The sequence below is a fragment of the Microbacterium sp. Root1433D1 genome (assembly GCF_001426835.1).
In the GTDB taxonomy this organism is placed as follows: Bacteria; Actinomycetota; Actinomycetes; order Actinomycetales; family Microbacteriaceae; genus Microbacterium; species Microbacterium maritypicum.
Map to the genome: position 1 here is coordinate 672,195 of NZ_LMFN01000001.1, position 14,147 is coordinate 686,341.

At 70.7% G+C, this 14,147-nt stretch carries 18 protein-coding genes; 10 read left to right on the plus strand and 8 right to left on the minus strand.

From position 1 onward, the window contains the following. Positions 1 to 8 precede the first annotated feature (8 nt). From ASD13_RS03250 to ASD13_RS03260, 3 genes are all read left to right on the plus strand, one after another. Positions 9 to 833, plus strand: a complete 825-nt coding sequence (locus tag ASD13_RS03250; RefSeq protein ID WP_055865716.1) for an EI24 domain-containing protein — start codon at positions 9 to 11, stop codon at positions 831 to 833. Beyond that, on the plus strand, positions 833 to 1,606 hold the full coding sequence (locus ASD13_RS03255) for a DNA-formamidopyrimidine glycosylase family protein (protein WP_055865718.1): 774 nt from the start codon (positions 833 to 835) through the stop codon (positions 1,604 to 1,606). The genes ASD13_RS03250 and ASD13_RS03255 overlap by 1 nt, the downstream gene beginning before the upstream one ends. An 80-nt stretch (positions 1,607 to 1,686) precedes the next feature. Further along, the gene (locus ASD13_RS03260; protein WP_017829277.1) at positions 1,687 to 2,094 is read left to right on the plus strand and encodes a DapH/DapD/GlmU-related protein; all 408 of its coding nucleotides are present in this window, start codon (positions 1,687 to 1,689) and stop codon (positions 2,092 to 2,094) included. A gap of 22 nt (positions 2,095 to 2,116) precedes the next feature. Here ASD13_RS03260 and ASD13_RS03265 read toward each other — a convergent pair whose 3' ends face one another. Then, positions 2,117 to 2,776: a LuxR C-terminal-related transcriptional regulator gene (locus ASD13_RS03265; protein ID WP_055865721.1), complete on the minus strand. Its 660-nt coding sequence runs from the start codon at positions 2,774 to 2,776 to the stop codon at positions 2,117 to 2,119. After that, positions 2,769 to 3,977 carry an ATP-binding protein gene (locus tag ASD13_RS03270; protein ID WP_235562456.1) on the minus strand — a complete coding sequence of 403 codons (1,209 nt, stop codon included), beginning with the start codon at positions 3,975 to 3,977 and terminating at the stop codon, positions 2,769 to 2,771. Before ASD13_RS03270 ends, ASD13_RS03265 begins: the two co-directional genes overlap by 8 nt. A 153-nt stretch (positions 3,978 to 4,130) precedes the next feature. Between ASD13_RS03270 and ASD13_RS03275 the strand changes: the two genes are divergently transcribed. Genes ASD13_RS03275 through ASD13_RS03290 form a run of 4 tightly spaced genes read left to right on the plus strand, consistent with a single transcriptional unit; the run spans position 4,131 to position 7,524 of the window. Next, positions 4,131 to 5,705 carry a PspC domain-containing protein gene (locus ASD13_RS03275; protein ID WP_055865727.1) on the plus strand — a complete coding sequence of 525 codons (1,575 nt, stop codon included), beginning with the start codon at positions 4,131 to 4,133 and terminating at the stop codon, positions 5,703 to 5,705. Beyond that, positions 5,705 to 6,016, plus strand: coding sequence for a hypothetical protein (locus tag ASD13_RS03280; protein ID WP_055865730.1), 312 nt, complete (start codon positions 5,705 to 5,707; stop codon positions 6,014 to 6,016). Before ASD13_RS03275 ends, ASD13_RS03280 begins: the two co-directional genes overlap by 1 nt. A 10-nt stretch (positions 6,017 to 6,026) precedes the next feature. Next, positions 6,027 to 6,767: a substrate-binding domain-containing protein gene (locus tag ASD13_RS03285; protein WP_235562457.1), complete on the plus strand. Its 741-nt coding sequence runs from the start codon at positions 6,027 to 6,029 to the stop codon at positions 6,765 to 6,767. Between the two features lie 40 nt (positions 6,768 to 6,807). After that, positions 6,808 to 7,524, plus strand: coding sequence for a glutamine amidotransferase-related protein (locus ASD13_RS03290; RefSeq protein ID WP_055865736.1), 717 nt, complete (start codon positions 6,808 to 6,810; stop codon positions 7,522 to 7,524). A gap of 15 nt (positions 7,525 to 7,539) precedes the next feature. Here the strand turns inward: ASD13_RS03290 and ASD13_RS03295 are convergent, their stop codons facing one another. Both ASD13_RS03295 and ASD13_RS03300 read right to left on the minus strand, forming a co-directional pair. Then, positions 7,540 to 8,010, minus strand: coding sequence for a hypothetical protein (locus ASD13_RS03295; RefSeq protein ID WP_055865740.1), 471 nt, complete (start codon positions 8,008 to 8,010; stop codon positions 7,540 to 7,542). Then, entirely contained in the window at positions 8,007 to 9,221 is a 1,215-nt protein-coding gene (locus ASD13_RS03300) for a cation:proton antiporter (protein ID WP_055866860.1), read from the minus strand. The genes ASD13_RS03295 and ASD13_RS03300 overlap by 4 nt, the downstream gene beginning before the upstream one ends. A gap of 117 nt (positions 9,222 to 9,338) precedes the next feature. On the opposite strand from ASD13_RS03300, the gene purU reads away from it, so the two are divergent. After that, complete coding sequence (purU, locus tag ASD13_RS03305; RefSeq protein WP_017829285.1) at positions 9,339 to 10,190, plus strand: formyltetrahydrofolate deformylase; 852 nt, start codon at positions 9,339 to 9,341, stop codon at positions 10,188 to 10,190. Positions 10,191 to 10,241: 51 nt separating this feature from the next. Here the strand turns inward: purU and ASD13_RS03310 are convergent, their stop codons facing one another. The 3 genes from ASD13_RS03310 to ASD13_RS03320 form a co-directional block, all read right to left on the minus strand. After that, positions 10,242 to 10,637: a type II toxin-antitoxin system VapC family toxin gene (locus tag ASD13_RS03310; protein ID WP_055865743.1), complete on the minus strand. Its 396-nt coding sequence runs from the start codon at positions 10,635 to 10,637 to the stop codon at positions 10,242 to 10,244. Further along, the gene (locus ASD13_RS03315) at positions 10,634 to 10,891 is read right to left on the minus strand and encodes a type II toxin-antitoxin system Phd/YefM family antitoxin (RefSeq protein ID WP_017829287.1); all 258 of its coding nucleotides are present in this window, start codon (positions 10,889 to 10,891) and stop codon (positions 10,634 to 10,636) included. The genes ASD13_RS03310 and ASD13_RS03315 overlap by 4 nt, the downstream gene beginning before the upstream one ends. A gap of 92 nt (positions 10,892 to 10,983) precedes the next feature. After that, positions 10,984 to 12,030, minus strand: a complete 1,047-nt coding sequence (locus ASD13_RS03320) for an NAD(P)H-dependent flavin oxidoreductase (protein ID WP_055865746.1) — start codon at positions 12,028 to 12,030, stop codon at positions 10,984 to 10,986. 98 nt (positions 12,031 to 12,128) lie between these two features. Here ASD13_RS03320 and ASD13_RS03325 point away from each other — a divergent pair, with 98 nt between their 5' ends. Further along, positions 12,129 to 12,401 (plus strand): DUF6412 domain-containing protein, encoded by a 273-nt coding sequence (locus ASD13_RS03325; RefSeq protein WP_055865751.1) that lies wholly within the window; start codon positions 12,129 to 12,131, stop codon positions 12,399 to 12,401. A gap of 66 nt (positions 12,402 to 12,467) precedes the next feature. Continuing rightward, positions 12,468 to 13,247 (plus strand): YidC/Oxa1 family membrane protein insertase, encoded by a 780-nt coding sequence (locus ASD13_RS03330; RefSeq protein WP_055865753.1) that lies wholly within the window; start codon positions 12,468 to 12,470, stop codon positions 13,245 to 13,247. On the opposite strand, the gene ASD13_RS03335 is transcribed toward ASD13_RS03330, so the two are convergent. Next, a complete protein-coding gene (locus ASD13_RS03335) occupies positions 13,219 to 14,136 on the minus strand; it encodes an EamA family transporter (RefSeq protein WP_055865756.1) in 918 nt (305 codons plus the stop codon). The two genes, ASD13_RS03330 and ASD13_RS03335, sit on opposite strands and share 29 nt — an antisense overlap. Positions 14,137 to 14,147: the final 11 nt, after the last annotated feature.

The window sequence follows — 14,147 nt, forward strand, 5'->3', positions numbered from 1 at the left end:
TGGAACCCATGATCCGAGAGTTCGCGACCGGCATCCGCACCCTGCTGCGCGGGTTCGGGCTGTGGCGCACCAGGCCCGGTCTCATGATGCTCGGGCTGATCCCCGCGATCATCGCCGTGGTCGTGCTCGCGGCCGCCCTCATCCCACTGGTGCTCAGCATGCCGTCGCTGTCCGCCTGGCTGACCCCGTTCGCCGAGGGATGGTTCGAGCCGTGGAGGGGTCTGCTGCGCGCCGCCGTGGGCCTCGTGATCGTGGCGGCCGCACTCGCGCTCGCCAGCGTCGTCTTCAGTGCCCTGACCCTGACCATCGGCGACCCCTTCTACCAGCGCATCTGGCACGCGGTCGAGGTCGACCTGGGCGAGGCGCCTCCGGCGGACGGCGGCAGCTTCTGGACAACGCTCGGCGAGGGGCTCCGGCTGATCCTGCTCGGCATCCTGATCGCGATCCTCGTGCTCCTGATCGGCCTCATCCCGGCGGTCGGCGGGTTCCTCGGCGCCATCTCCGGTGTGGTGCTCACCGGTCGGCTGCTCGCCCGCGAGCTCACGGGGCGCGCCTTCGACGCGCGCGAGCTCAGCCCGGCCGATCGCGCCGCCCTGTTCTCGGGCAGCCGGGCGCGGGTCCTCGGTTTCGGCTTCGCGACCCAGCTCTGCTTCCTGATCCCCGGCGGCGCGGTCGCGATCATGCCCGCAGCCGTCGCCGGCAGCACCATGCTGGCGCGGGACATGCTCGCCCGCACGGGCGCCACCGCACCGAGCCTGCCGGCGACCCCGCCACCACCCGCAGCACCGCAGCAGGCACCGCGCCCGCCCCACGCGCCCCTCGGAGCGCCCTGATGCCCGAGGGCGACACCGTCTTCCGCACCGCACGGCGCCTCGACGAGGCCCTGTCGGGTGCGGAGGTCACCCGATTCGACCTCCGGGTCCCCCGGTTCGCGACCCTCGATCTGACCGGGCAGCCGGTGCACGGTGCACTCGCGCGCGGCAAACACCTGCTGCTGCGCGTGGGCGACAGCACACTGCATTCGCATCTGCGCATGGACGGCGCCTGGTTCGTCTACCGACCCGGCGAGAAGTGGCGCCACCCGGCCTTCAAGGTGCGCGCGATCGTCGGCACGGCGCACCGCGAAGCCGTCGGCGTGGACATCGCCGAGATCGAGGTCGTCCCCACCCGGGACGAAGACCAGCTCGTCGGTCATCTGGGTCCGGATCCCCTCGCCGCCGACTGGGATGTGGCAGAGGCGGTCCGGCGCCTCGGAGCCGACACCCGCAGCATCCATGTCGCCCTGCTCGATCAGCGCAACGTCGCGGGATTCGGAAACGAGTACGCCGCAGAACTCCTGTTCCTGCGGGGAATCCTGCCGACGACGCCGACCCCGGAGGTCGATGTCGCCGCCCTCCTCGACCTCGGCGTGCGCACGATCCGCGCCAACCGCGATCGCGCCGACCGCACGTTCACCGGCGTCAATCGCGGCGGCCAGACCACCTGGGTGTACGGCCGCGCCGGACGCCCGTGCCGACGCTGCGGCACCCTCATCAGACGCGGTGAGCAGGGCGCAGATCCGACCCGAGAACGCATCACTTTCTGGTGCCCGTCCTGTCAACGCTGACAACATCCATCCGCGGGAATGAATCCGACCTCGCCGTGGTTGTTGGTATATCCGGAGAACTCCGGAGCACGGGAGGAATCGTGGGCAAGAACTACGTCGACATCGAGAACGACCAGGGCGCGACGCTGCGGTACCGCAAGCACGCGAACGGCCGGGGTCTCGTCGCGCATGGCGCGAAGGTGCACCCGAAGGCGCATATCGAGGCGGGTGCCTATATCGAACCGGGAGCGCGCGTCGGCGCCGGCGCGACGATCGCGCGCGGCGCCTGGATCGACGAAGACGCAGTGATCGGCGAGGGCGCGTTCGTGGACGCGCACGCGCACGTCGGCCACGGCGCGGCGATCGGCGATCACGCCTACGTGGGCGTGCGCACCGACATCGGCGCCGGGGCGCGCATCGTGCGCGGCGCGAGGATCGGCGACGACGAGACGGTTGCCGCCGGGCTCACCATCGCGACGGATCAGAAGGGTCTGTGGCTCGCCGCCTGAGGCGTCCGACCGCAGAGCCGGCTCACAGCAGGCGCCGCTCCGAGGCCCAGGCCGTGAGCTCGTGACGCGACGACAGCTGCAGCTTCCGCAGCACGGATGACACGTGTGTCTCGACCGTCTTGATCGAGATGAACAGCTCCGACGCGACCTCCTTGTACGCGTAGCCCCGGGCGATGAGGCGCATGACCTCCTGCTCGCGCGCCGAGAGCCGGTCGAGTTCGTCGGTCGCCGTCGCTGTCTCGCCGGCCACCGCACCGAACGCGTCCAGCACGAAGCCGGCGAGCCGCGGAGAGAACACCGCATCCCCGTCGGCCACTGCGCGCACCGCGCTGCTAACCTCCACACCCGACGACCCCTTGGTGATGTAGCCCCTGGCGCCGGCGCGGATCACGCGCACGACATCGGCCGCCGCGTCCGACACGCTCAGCGCGAGGAACCGGGCGGCGGTGGGAGACGAGCCGCGGATCACGGCCTCGCCTCCGGCCGCATCGTCTCCGCTGCCCCCTGGCAGGTGCACGTCGAGGAGCACGACATCGGGCTGCGTCTCGCCGATCACCGCGATCGCGGACGGCACGTCGGCGGCCTCTCCGACCACGTCGACGCTCGCGTCGAGGTCGGCGCGCAGCCCGGAGCGGAAGATCGAGTGGTCGTCGACGATCACGACCCGGATGCTGTCAGCCATGGTTCTCCTCCCGCGAAGGGGTCTGGCGCGGCGCCGGTCGATCCTGGAGCGCGCTCGTGGTGATGCGAAGGCGCACCTCGGTGCCGTTGCCATCGCTGCGGACCTCTCCGGTGCCGCCCGCACGGCGCATCCGGCCGATGATCGACTCCCGCACTCCCAGGCGATCGCTGGGCACGTCGTCGAGTCGGAATCCCGCCCCCCGATCGCGGATGAACACGTCCACCCCCGAGGCGCTTCCCTCGATGTACACGGAGATCTCCCCACCCGCGTGCCGGGCCGCGTTCAGGATCGCCTCCCGCGCCGCCGCGGCGAGCTCCCCGCTCGCCCGCTCGGTCGACAGCCCGGCCGAGACGACGTCGATGCGCACGGGGTAGTCGAGTTCGAGCGCTCCCGCATAGTCGCGCAGATCGGTCGGAAGATCACTGTCGGCGGGGGCATCGCCGTCGTACAACCAGGCACGCAGCTCGCGTTCCTGCGCCCTGGCGAGCCGTGCGGCTTCGCTGGAGGCCCCCGCCCTGTTCTGTATCAGCGCCAGTGTCTGCAGCACCGAGTCGTGCAGGTGGGCGGCCATCTGACTGCGCTGCTCCTCCCGGATGCGGCGCACCCGCTCGCCCGACAGCTCCCGCCACCGCGGGATCAGCGTCGACGACACCACGGCGGCGAGCCCGACCAGCGGGAGGAGCACCAGCGCCACACCCGACCGCGCCACCGGCCAGGACAGCAGAACCGTGACCAGCAGGGCGAGCAGCAGGATCGAGAGGATCCGGATGCTCAGGGTGTGCCGGGGCCCGCGCGCGGTGTCGGTGCGATCTATGAGCGTGGCCCAGAGACCGGCACCCGTCGCGAAGGCCACGGTGCCACCGACGACGACGGCCGCGGTGCCGGGCGGGATCGATCCGCTCAGCCAGTCGCTGCCTCCTCGCCAGACGAGGACGACGAGCATCCCGACCGCGGCAGGGGCAAGCAGCAGCCAGGCCACCGGCATCCGTCTGGTCGGCGCGCTCTCGCCCTCCGCCCAGGGCGTGAACATCCAGCACCATGCATAGAGGAGGATGCCGGCGCCGCCGCACAATGTCAGGGCGATGAACAGCGCCCGCACCAACGACACCCGCACACCGAGATGGCGGGCGAGCCCCGTGCTGACGCCGGCCACCAGGCACTCACGATCCCGGGTCAGCGGCGGGCGCGGTGGAGCGGCCACGCGCGGAGGCCGCGCAGGAGCGTGCGCCGAAGAGGACATGGGGCAATCCAATCACCCGCGCGCCCGCTCGGGGTGCTCCCCTGCCCAGAATCAGGGGCCGCTCAGGGGTTCCCCCCATGGCAGGCATCCCCCTGCGGCCGCCAGGATCGAAGCATGACGATTCCGACTGCGCCCCCGCCCCCTGCCGACCCCGCCGCTCCGGCCGGTGGCGCTGAGGGCACCGATATCCCGCGGGGCGCCGATCGCTTCCTGCTCTGGGTCGCCGGTCTCGGCGTCGCCCGCTCCGAGGGCTGGCTGGGCGGGGTCGCCGCTGGCATCGCCGCGCGCCTGCGCATCGACCCGCTGATCGTGCGGGGCGTGCTCGTGGTCGCCGCGCTGTTCGGACTGCCGGTGATCTTCCTCTACGCCGCCGCCTGGGCGCTGCTGCCGGACGTCGACGGACGGGTGCACGTGCGCGATCTGCTGCGCCGCGACTATCAGCCCGTGCAGTGGGGCATCCTGGCGATGGCCGTCATCGGCCTGTTCCCCACGGCTCCGCTCGCGGGCCGCCTGTTCGGGCTCGGATACGACGGCTGGACGGCTCTCTCCCTCATCAGCTGGATCCTCGGGCTCGTGCTCGTCGCCAGCCTGCTCTTCCTGATCGTGCGTGCTGCCAGCCGCACTCCGGGTGCTTCCGCGCCTGATCTGCCGATGGCTTCCGCAGATCAGGCGGCCCCGGCCGCATCCGCCCCCCTCGCCGGTTCGGGTACCGTCGAGGGGGCGGATGCCACTCTCCCGACCGAGGCAGACGCCGCGGCCGACACCGTGACGGAGCCTGCGGCACCGGATGCCTCGCTCGCCCTCACCCCGCCCGCACCGCCGGTTCCGCTGCCGCCCGGTTCTCAAGACCCTGCGGCCCTCGAGGCCTGGCGCGCTCAGCACGCCGCCTGGAAGGAACAGGACCAGGCATGGCGGCGCCAGCAGCAGGATGTCGAACGGGCTGCCCGTGACCAGCTGCGCCGCGAGCGCCAGGCCGAGGCCGCGGTGTTCGCCGCAGAGGCGGCCGAGCGCCGCCGCATCCGCCGGGCATCGAACCCGCGGGCGGGCTTCGCTTTCGCCGCGACCATGATCGGTCTCGCCATCATCACGGGTGCCGCCGTCGGTCTCGTCACCGGCGGTGAGGCCCTCGGCGGAGCGCTGGGACTTCTCGCCGCCGCACTCATCCTCGCGCTCGGCATGATCGTCGCCGGAGCGTTCCGTCGCCGCAGCGGCTTCCTGGCCTTCGTCACCGTGCTCACGCTGGTGGGAGGTCTCGTGGCCGGCGCATTCTCGACCCTTCAGGGCTTCACGCTCGGCTGGGCGTCGATCTCCAACAACCGGGCGGAGCACATCCGTCAGCCGTTCGGAGACCTCTATCTCTCGCTGAACCAGCATGACGGCGCGCCCCGGCCGATCGTGATCGAGAAGGGTTCCGGCACCACCGAGATCTACGTCGATGCGGGAGTGGAGCTCGAGCTTCGCGCGACGCTCGACACCGGAACGGCGCACTGGACGCGGGTGGAGGGCGAGACCGCGACCATCATCGACAGCGGCGTCTGGTCCTTCGAGGACCGCGGCGGCGAGTCCGTCATCGTCCAGGACATCTCCTCGGACCGTGTGTCTGCGACCACCGTCCAGCCCGTCACCATCGATCAGACCAGTGGTGCCATCAACGTCACCATCTACGAGCCCGTGAAGGAAGACCAGTGATGAGCACGCCCACGATCATCGAACCGGCCACCCCGCCCCGCACCCGCTGGGCCGCCATCATCTGGGGCTTCCTGTTCTCCTCCGTCGCGGCGATCGCGCTCTGGATGCTCGCCGACGCCGATCGGCGCGAGACCCTCGCAGACGGGCTGCTGGCCCTGACCCCGACCACCGTCAACATGATCCTGGTGTTGACGATCGGTGTGCTGCTGCTCGTCGGCGGAGCCGTCGGGCTGATCCGCCGCGCCCAGCGCACGCTCGCTGCCACGGCACCGGCGCCGCTGCACGAGGTTCCGGAACCGCTCGCCGAGTAACCTTGACCCCATGGCGAATCAGGGAAGACGGCCCGCGAAGGGCGCAAGCAGGGGCACGCCGGTGCGCCGGAACAAGGCCGCCCCCGCCGAGCGGTTCCCCCCACAGAAGCCGAAGAAGCCGACGGCCAAGGTCGTCTTCGACGCTCCTCAGCCCGAACCCGAGGCACCGCGCACCTTCCGGCTGGGCGCGGTGCCAGGGGCGACACCCGGCAAGTGGATCGATGCGTGGAAGCAGCGGATGCCACGAGTGCCGCTCGAGCTCGTTCCGATCGAGGCCGCTACACAGCGGGCCGCGCTCGACGGGGTCGACGCGGCGCTGGTGCGTCTGCCGCTCACCGACGATTCTCTGCACATCATCCCGCTGTACGACGAGCTCCCCGTCGTCGTCGCCGCGGTCGATTCGCACCTGATGGCGGCCGCTGAGCTCACGGGCTCCGACCTCGAGGGCGAAGTCGTGATCGGCCTGACCGACGATGTGCTCGGCCCGCTCGATCTCCCCGGGACTCTCCCGGCGACCTTCGCCGCACTCCCGACCGGCGAAGCCGTCGCGACCGCCGCGTCCGGTGTCGGAATCGTGATCGTCCCGATGTCCCTCGCCCGCCTGCACCACCGCAAGGATGCCGATCACCGGGTGCTCGCGGACGGACCGACATCGACGGTCGCCCTGGTCTGGCCGCGCGAGCGCACCACGCCCGACGTCGAGACCTTCGTCGGCATCGTCCGCGGTCGCACGACCAACTCCTCGCGGTGACCGCGTCGGCTCGGCCTCGCGCGATCGTTAGAATCTCCTGATGGCCTCGCTTCTCTACGTCTGCGTGCGGCCCGAGATCGGGGCGGCGGATGCCGAGCATGCCTCTTTCCGCCGGGCCCTCGGTGTCGACGTGGTCGACCGGCTCGATCTGCTGCAGACGCCGCTGCACATCGAGCGTCTCCGGGGGTACCGCGGCGTCGTGGTCGGGGGCTCGCCGTTCAACGTCTCCGACACGGTGAAGTCCGCGGAGCAGCTGCGGGTCGAAGCCGACCTCCGCACGCTGGCGGACGCGGCGATGGCGGCCGAGATCGCGGTGTTCTTCACCTGCTTCAGCATCGGCGTGGTCACCCGCATGCTCGGGGGCGAGGTCGTGACCGACACCCCTGAACCCGCGAGCGCCACCGTGATCGACACGACCGCAGCCGGTGCAGCCGACCCCGTGTTCGGCCCCAGCGGCTCGGCTCTCACGGTCTTCACGGCGCACAAGGAGAGCGCGGCGAGCACGCCTCCCGGTGCCGTGCTGCTGGCGACGAACGAGACCTGTCCGGTGCAGGCCTACCGCGTGGGCACGCACCTGTACGCGGCGCAGTTTCACCCCGAGCCCACTCCGCGCGACTTCGCCGACCGCATGACGTTCTACCGCACCACCGGCTACTTCGACCCCGACGAGTTCGACGCGGTGCAGCAGCAGGTGCTCGCGGCATCGGTGACCGAGGGCGCAGCGCTCCTGCGCCGCTTCGCCGAGACCTTCGCCTGAGTCGGGGAACCCGCGTCAGCTCGCGGTCGCGTCCCGCAGCAGCGCCACACGCTCGCGCAGATATGCCTCCAGCGGCATGAAACCGCCCGCGGTGCTCCAGCGCACGGACGGCACCCCGTCGATCAGGGCGAGCGGCCCGGAGGAGCCTCCGGCATCCACCCCGTCGACGTCGATGACGCTCCACCCCACGTGCACGACCTCACCCTCGCCGAAGCCACCGCGCAGTGCCTCGGCTCGGCGCTCGGCACGCTCCCTGGCCGACTCCGCGGTGTAGCCGCGGCGCCCGGGGTCGGCCGCGCGCAGCACCTCCGCCGTCGCCAGCGCGTGCGTCTCTGTCAGCAGCAGCACGCCCAGGTGCCAGGCGTCTCCGACCCGCACGATGCGACGCCCGCGCCAGCGGGAATCGCGCTGCTCGCCGAGTCCCTCCTTCGGCGCGTCCTGCAGGTCCTTCACGGCCTGGGTCAAGAGTGCGGATGCGGTGGTCACAGTTCTCCCTGCGTGGACTCGGCGGCCCGCTCCGGCCCGACGACCTCCGCGCGGTCGCCGCGGAGAGTCATGCCGATGAGCGGATACAGCAGCACCGACAGCATGCCGGCGCCGACCAGCGCCGCGGCCGTGCCGGTGTCGATCATGTCCTGGTCGACACCGATCGCCGTCACGGCGACGATGATCGGCAGACCGGTCGCGGCGAGGAGCCCCAGAGCCGCGCGATCGCGAGCACTCGCTCCGGGCGGGGCCGACAGCTGCGCCGCCGATCCGCGGATCACGAGCAGAGCGATCAGGAAGATCGGCACCAGAGCCAGCGCCGACGGCGATGTGAGCAGCGCCTGCAGGTCGAACGTGACACCCGTGTAGAGGAAGAAGATCGGCACGAGGAATCCGAAGGCGATCGCCTCGATCTTGCTCTCGACCTCTTCCGCATCCTTCTTCGGCGCGCGCGCCATGATGATGCGCCAGATCGCGCCGGCCACGAACGCCCCCAGCAGCATGTCGAGGTCGAGCATGACGCTGAGCCCCACGAGGGCCGCGATGAGGAGGATCACGAAGCGCACGCCGAACTGATCCGAGGTGTGCAGGGTGGCACGGACGATGCGGTGCAGCCGTCCGTGCGACACGCGCGTGGCCAACAGCACGGCGAGACCGGCGAGCACGACGAAGGTCAGGAGCACAGCGGTGGCGATCGGAGTGGTCCGCGTGCTCAGGAAGATCGAGATCGCGATGAGCGGCAGGAACTCGCCGACCGCACCGATCGCGCTGATCGCACGACCGAAGGGCGAGTCGAGCTCTCGGGCGTCGCGCAGGATCGGCATCAGCGTTCCCAGCGCCGTCGAGCTGAGGGCGATCCCGATCACCACCATCCCCTCACCCGGCGCGAAGAAGAAACCCAGGCCGATGCCCAGCAGCACGCTGAGCAGCCACCCGAGCGATGCCCGGGCGAGCGGCTTGCCCGCGACCTTCGTGAAGTCGATCTCGGTGCCCGCGACGAAGAACAGCAGCGCCAGGCCGAAGTCGCTGAGCTTCTCCAGCAGCGGTCCCGTCTCGACCCAGCCGAGAACCGCGGGACCGATGAGGATGCCGAGAACGAGCTCGAACACCACGATCGGCACCCGGACCACCGGCCGCACGCCACGGGCGAGCAGGGGTGCGGCGACAGCCAGCAGGGGCACCAGCACCAGGCCGAGGTCGCTCGCTTCCATGCTCTCAGGGTAGGTGAGGCGGCCGTCGCGCGGGTGCAGGGCATCGCGCGGTGCTCTCGCGATTCGCCCGCTCGGCGCATCCACGGCAGAATCGATGCACACCCTCGAGGAGTCCCCATGTCTCAGCCCGATACCGCCCGCCTGCTCATCGCCTGCGACGATCAGCCCGGCATCGTCGCCGCCGTCGCCGGCGTGCTCGCTCAGCACGGGGCGAACATCATCTCCCTCGACCAGCACTCGACGGACTCCGAGGGCGGACGCTTCTTCCAGCGCACCGTCATCCACCTCGACGGGCTCTCGGCCGCGCGCCCCGCGCTCGAAGCCGACATCGCCGGCGTCGCCGAGCGCTTCGGCATGGAGTGGTCGCTGCACGACGTGGCCCGGCGCAAGCGCGTCGCGATCTTCGTCTCGAAGTACGACCACTGCCTGATGGAGCTGCTGTGGCGCACTCAGCGCGGGCAGCTCGACATCGACATCACGATGGTCGTCTCCAACCACCCCGACCTGGCCGAGGCCGTCCGGTCGTTCGGCGTGCCGTTCGTGCACATCCCCTCCGGCGACAAGGCCGCCATGGAGGAGCGCCAGCTGGAGCTGCTGCGCGGCAACGTCGATCTCGTCGTGCTCGCGCGCTACATGCAGATCCTCACCGATGACTTCATCACCCGGCTCGAGGCCCCGGTGATCAACATCCACCACTCGTTCCTGCCCGCCTTCATCGGTGCGAACCCGTATGCGCGGGCCAAGGATCGCGGCGTCAAGCTGATCGGTGCGACCGCGCACTACGCGACGGCCGACCTCGACGAGGGGCCGATCATCGAGCAGGACGTCACGCGCGTGACCCACTCCGAATCGGCCGCCGAGCTGCAGAGCCGCGGCGCCGACGTCGAGCGTCTGGTGCTCGCGCGCGCCGTGCAGTGGCATGCCGAGGATCGCGTGATCGTGCACGGCAAGTCCACGGTCATCCTCTAGAGGAGCGAGCGTCCCGCCTCGCGAACACAGAGAATCCTCAGCGGGGCCGCGTCAGGATCGGGCACCGATCACGTCGACCGCGAGCCCGTGGGAAGCATCTGCGAGGCGTCTGTCGTTCGTCCACAGTTCGGTGCAGCCCGCGATCTGAGCCGCAGCGAGATGCACGGCATCTGGCGTCTTCAACCCGAAATCCGCCCGGAGTTCCGCGGAACGGATGAAGACCGTCGCGTCCAGCGTCACTTCTTCGAGGTGTTCGAACATCGCGAGGTAGCGGTCGCGCAGCTCGGGATTGCGCCCGCGCAGCGGGCCGACCAAGCACTCCTGAAGCGCCAGAGGACTCGAGGCCACCGCGACGTCCACCTCTCGGAGTGCGTTTCGGACGGCGTCACCCCGAGGCCCGTCGTCTTCGATGGCGTAGATCAGGATGCAGGAATCGAGGTAGATCATTCCCAGGCGTCTCGGCTTTCCGCGATCTGCGCGTCGAGCTCGGCGGCCGAACGGGCCAGCCGCCCTGGCAACGGGTCGCGCTCGAGCCACTCGACGAGGAGCCGCCCGCTGCGGACGAGATCGACCGGCCCGATCGGGACGAGCTTCGCTACCGGCTTCCCCCGCTTGGTGATGACGACGTCTTCGCCCGCCTGAGAGTCCGCGATCAGCCTCGAGAGACTGTTGCGCGCGTCGAGAACATTGTGACTGCTCATATGTCCATGTTAGCCATGAACCTGGCTATGTTAACACTCAGTGCACCTTCGCCTCCAGGCAGTCCCTTCACGCTCTTGTTCGTCGATGAGCTTCAGGGAGCGACCGGAACCCCCGCGACCAGTTCGGCGAACACGTGCGCGGCGGTCTCGTGGCGCACGAGCGGCGCGCCCTGCCCCATCCACAGCGACTGTAGCGCGCCCAGGTTCTGCTCCCCCGCGGCAGCCCGGAAGCGACCCGTGAGCCAGTTCTGCATCGGGAACGGCGCGATCGTGCCGCTGGCTTCGATGGCGCGCACGACGCGGTTGCGCGCACCACGGGCCAGACGCCCGCTCATCGCCCGCGTGAGCACGGTCTCGTCGGCAGCGGTCGAGCGGATCGCGTCGCGGTGCGCCTGGTTGGTCGCCGACTCCGAGGCGGCGAGGAAGGCCGTCCCGACCTGCACGCCCGCGGCCCCGAGAGCGAACGCCGCGGCCACACCGCGTCGATCGGCGATGCCTCCGGCCGCGATCACGGGCACGTCCACCGCATCGACGACCTGCGGGATCAGGGCGAAGGTCCCGACGAGCGACTCCTCGGCAGGGCGCAGGAACGACACCCGATGCCCGCCGGCCTCCGCCCCGGTCGCGACCACGGCATCCACTCCCGCTGCGGCGAGCGCGACCGCCTCGGCCACGGTGGTCGCCGTGCCGACGATCCGGATACCGCGATGGTGCGCCTCTCGGACCACATCGGCGGACGGCACCCCGAACACCACGCTCAGCACCGTGGGCTCGATCTCCCAGATCGCGTCGAGCTGCTCCTCCAGGGCGGGGGTGTAGCGCTCCGGTCTGCTCGGCACGTCGAGACCCACGGCCTCGTAGAAGGGTTGCAGCGCCTGGGCGAACACCGTGTGCTGCGGGTTCGGTTCGACCTCGTCGCCCGTGGGAAGCCAGATGTTCACCGCGAACGGCCGATCGGTCGCCGCACGCAGCTCAGCTCCGGTCGCGCGGATGCGGTCGCCCTCGTAGCCGTACAGGCCGAATGAGCCCAGTCCGCCGGCGTTGCTCACCGCGGCGGTGAGCGCGGTCGAGGAGAGCCCGCCGAACGGGCCGAGGATGATCGGATGCTCGATCCCGAGCAGGGCGCGAAGGTCACTCATGCTTCGACGTTACGCCCGCGCCGCACCCCCGGGGTCGACCGTGACGGGTCCGACCTGTAGACCCCGGTGATACCCTCGCTGCAGGAGGGAGAGCGCACATGAGCGAGTGGTTCGGGCAGATGCTGAGCTTCGTCGCGACCGCGCTCGGACTCGTCTCGATGCCCGATGCGGCAGCTCTCAGCCTCGCGATCGCGGTGCTCGCGGTCACGGCCCTCACGCTCGCGATCGTGCTGAGCGTGCGCCCCGAAGCCACCGCAGACGCCCCGCATCCGCTGCGGGCGATCGACATCGGCACCCTCCTCACGCAGAGCGATCCTGATGCCGCAGGCCACCCACGGCCTCGGGCGCCGGGAGTCGCGAGCGCCGCGTAGTCCGTTCACACGACGGGATCACGCGGCCTTCGCCAACCCTTCCCGACGCCACGAACGGACTCTTGCATGGACATCTTCGCCTTTCCCCCTCTCGCCGCCCTCCTCGACGCCGCCTACGGCGCCCTGACCGGGCTCTCCGACCTGCTCACCCCTCTCGCCGGAGCCTCGGCCGCCGCCCTCGCCGTCATGCTCGTCACCCTGCTGGTGCGGGCGCTGCTCATCCCCGTCGGCATCTCCCAGGCCAAGGCCGAGCAGACCAGGGCGCGCCTCGCGCCGAAGCTGCGCGAGCTCCAGCGCCGCCACAAGAAGAACCCCGAGCGTCTGCAGAAGGAGACGATGGCGCTGTACCGCGCCGAGAACACCTCGCCGTTCGCGGGGATGCTCCCGGTGCTGGCGCAGGCCCCCGTCGTCGGCATCCTGTACACGCTGTTCCTGCGCCCGGAGATCGCGGGACACGCGAACGAGCTGCTCGCGCACGACCTGTTCGGCGCACCTCTGGGCACGAGTCTGATCGCGGCGCTCTTCGGCGGCACGGCGACTGCGGCCACGTTCCTCGTCTTCGGGGTGCTCCTGGCGGTGATGATCGCGGCCGCGGAGGTCACCCGCCGCATGTTCCGCCCGACACCGGTCGACGCCGACGACTCCCCGCTGAACTCCCCCACCATGCTGCGCGTCGTCTCGGCGATGCACTACGTGACCGCGGTCTTCGCCGTGTTCGTGCCGCTCGCCGCCGCGCTGTACCTCACCGTCACGGTGGTCTGGACGCTCGCACAGCGCATCATCCTGCGTCGGCGGTTCCCGCTGCCGACGCCGGTGGTCAGTCGGGCAGCGGTATCGGCGCGGTGAAGGGGCCGGAGGGACCTCCGTCGCGGCGGTCCCTCCGCACACCGAGCGTGGTCCCCACGCTCGCGGCGATCACGAGGGCGATGGCCAGCAGTCGCAGCGGGGTCGCATCCTGCCCGAGGATGAGCCATCCGGCGAGGGTGGCGAAGGCGGGCTCGAGGCTCAGCAGCACGCCGAACACCCGTTGCGGCAGACGGCGCAGCGCCGCGAGCTCGAAGCTGTAGGGGATCACCGACGACAGCACCGCGGTGATCGCCGCGAGCAGCAGGAGTTGCGGATCCATCGCCACCGTCGATGCGGCCGGGATACCGACCGGGATGAGCAGCACCGCGGCGACCACGAGCCCCATGGCCAGGCCGCTGCTGCCGGGGATGAGCGCGCCGACGCGGGCGCTCATCCGGATGTACATGGCCCAGAAGCCGGCGGCGATGAGGATGAACACCACCCCGAGCGGGTCGAGCGGTTCGGCGCCGATCAGGCCGTCGATGCCCAGCACGACCATGCCGAGCAGGGCCACGCCGACCCAGGTGAAGTCCGAGAGCTTCCGGGTGAGCACGGCGGCGAGCACCAGTGGCCCGAGGAACTCGATCGCGACGGCCGGCCCCAGGGGGATGCGATCGATCGCGGCGTAGAAGAAGCCGTTCATCGCGGCGAGGGAGACGCCGAAGAGCACGGCGGCCAACCACTGCGGGCGGGTCCACTTCCGCGGCCGCGGCCGCACGATGACGACCAGCAGGACCGCGGCGATCGCGACGCGCAGCGAGGTCACACCCCAGGGTCCCAGAACCGGGAACAGCTGAGCGGCGACCGCGGCCCCGAAGGGAAGAGAGAGGCAGGAGCCGATGACGAGCGCGACCCCCACGAGGGGGCTGGACGCGGCGGGCTTCTGCACCAGACAAGCTT

What these genes read in the sequence shown, in the direction of transcription:
- ASD13_RS03285 (WP_235562457.1), top strand. Translation starts at nt 6,027, where the DNA reads ATGGCGAATCAGGGAAGACGGCCCGCGAAGGGCGCAAGCAGGGGCACG.
- ASD13_RS03330 (WP_055865753.1), top strand. Translation starts at nt 12,468, where the DNA reads ATGGACATCTTCGCCTTTCCCCCTCTCGCCGCCCTCCTCGACGCCGCC.
- purU (WP_017829285.1), top strand. Translation starts at nt 9,339, where the DNA reads ATGTCTCAGCCCGATACCGCCCGCCTGCTCATCGCCTGCGACGATCAG.
- ASD13_RS03275 (WP_055865727.1), top strand. Translation starts at nt 4,131, where the DNA reads ATGACGATTCCGACTGCGCCCCCGCCCCCTGCCGACCCCGCCGCTCCG.
- ASD13_RS03290 (WP_055865736.1), top strand. Translation starts at nt 6,808, where the DNA reads ATGGCCTCGCTTCTCTACGTCTGCGTGCGGCCCGAGATCGGGGCGGCG.
- ASD13_RS03315 (WP_017829287.1), bottom strand. Translation starts at nt 10,891, where the DNA reads ATGAGCAGTCACAATGTTCTCGACGCGCGCAACAGTCTCTCGAGGCTG.
- ASD13_RS03325 (WP_055865751.1), top strand. Translation starts at nt 12,129, where the DNA reads ATGAGCGAGTGGTTCGGGCAGATGCTGAGCTTCGTCGCGACCGCGCTC.
- ASD13_RS03255 (WP_055865718.1), top strand. Translation starts at nt 833, where the DNA reads ATGCCCGAGGGCGACACCGTCTTCCGCACCGCACGGCGCCTCGACGAG.
- ASD13_RS03320 (WP_055865746.1), bottom strand. Translation starts at nt 12,030, where the DNA reads ATGAGTGACCTTCGCGCCCTGCTCGGGATCGAGCATCCGATCATCCTC.
- ASD13_RS03300 (WP_055866860.1), bottom strand. Translation starts at nt 9,221, where the DNA reads ATGGAAGCGAGCGACCTCGGCCTGGTGCTGGTGCCCCTGCTGGCTGTC.
- ASD13_RS03250 (WP_055865716.1), top strand. Translation starts at nt 9, where the DNA reads ATGATCCGAGAGTTCGCGACCGGCATCCGCACCCTGCTGCGCGGGTTC.
- ASD13_RS03280 (WP_055865730.1), top strand. Translation starts at nt 5,705, where the DNA reads ATGAGCACGCCCACGATCATCGAACCGGCCACCCCGCCCCGCACCCGC.
- ASD13_RS03310 (WP_055865743.1), bottom strand. Translation starts at nt 10,637, where the DNA reads ATGATCTACCTCGATTCCTGCATCCTGATCTACGCCATCGAAGACGAC.
- ASD13_RS03265 (WP_055865721.1), bottom strand. Translation starts at nt 2,776, where the DNA reads ATGGCTGACAGCATCCGGGTCGTGATCGTCGACGACCACTCGATCTTC.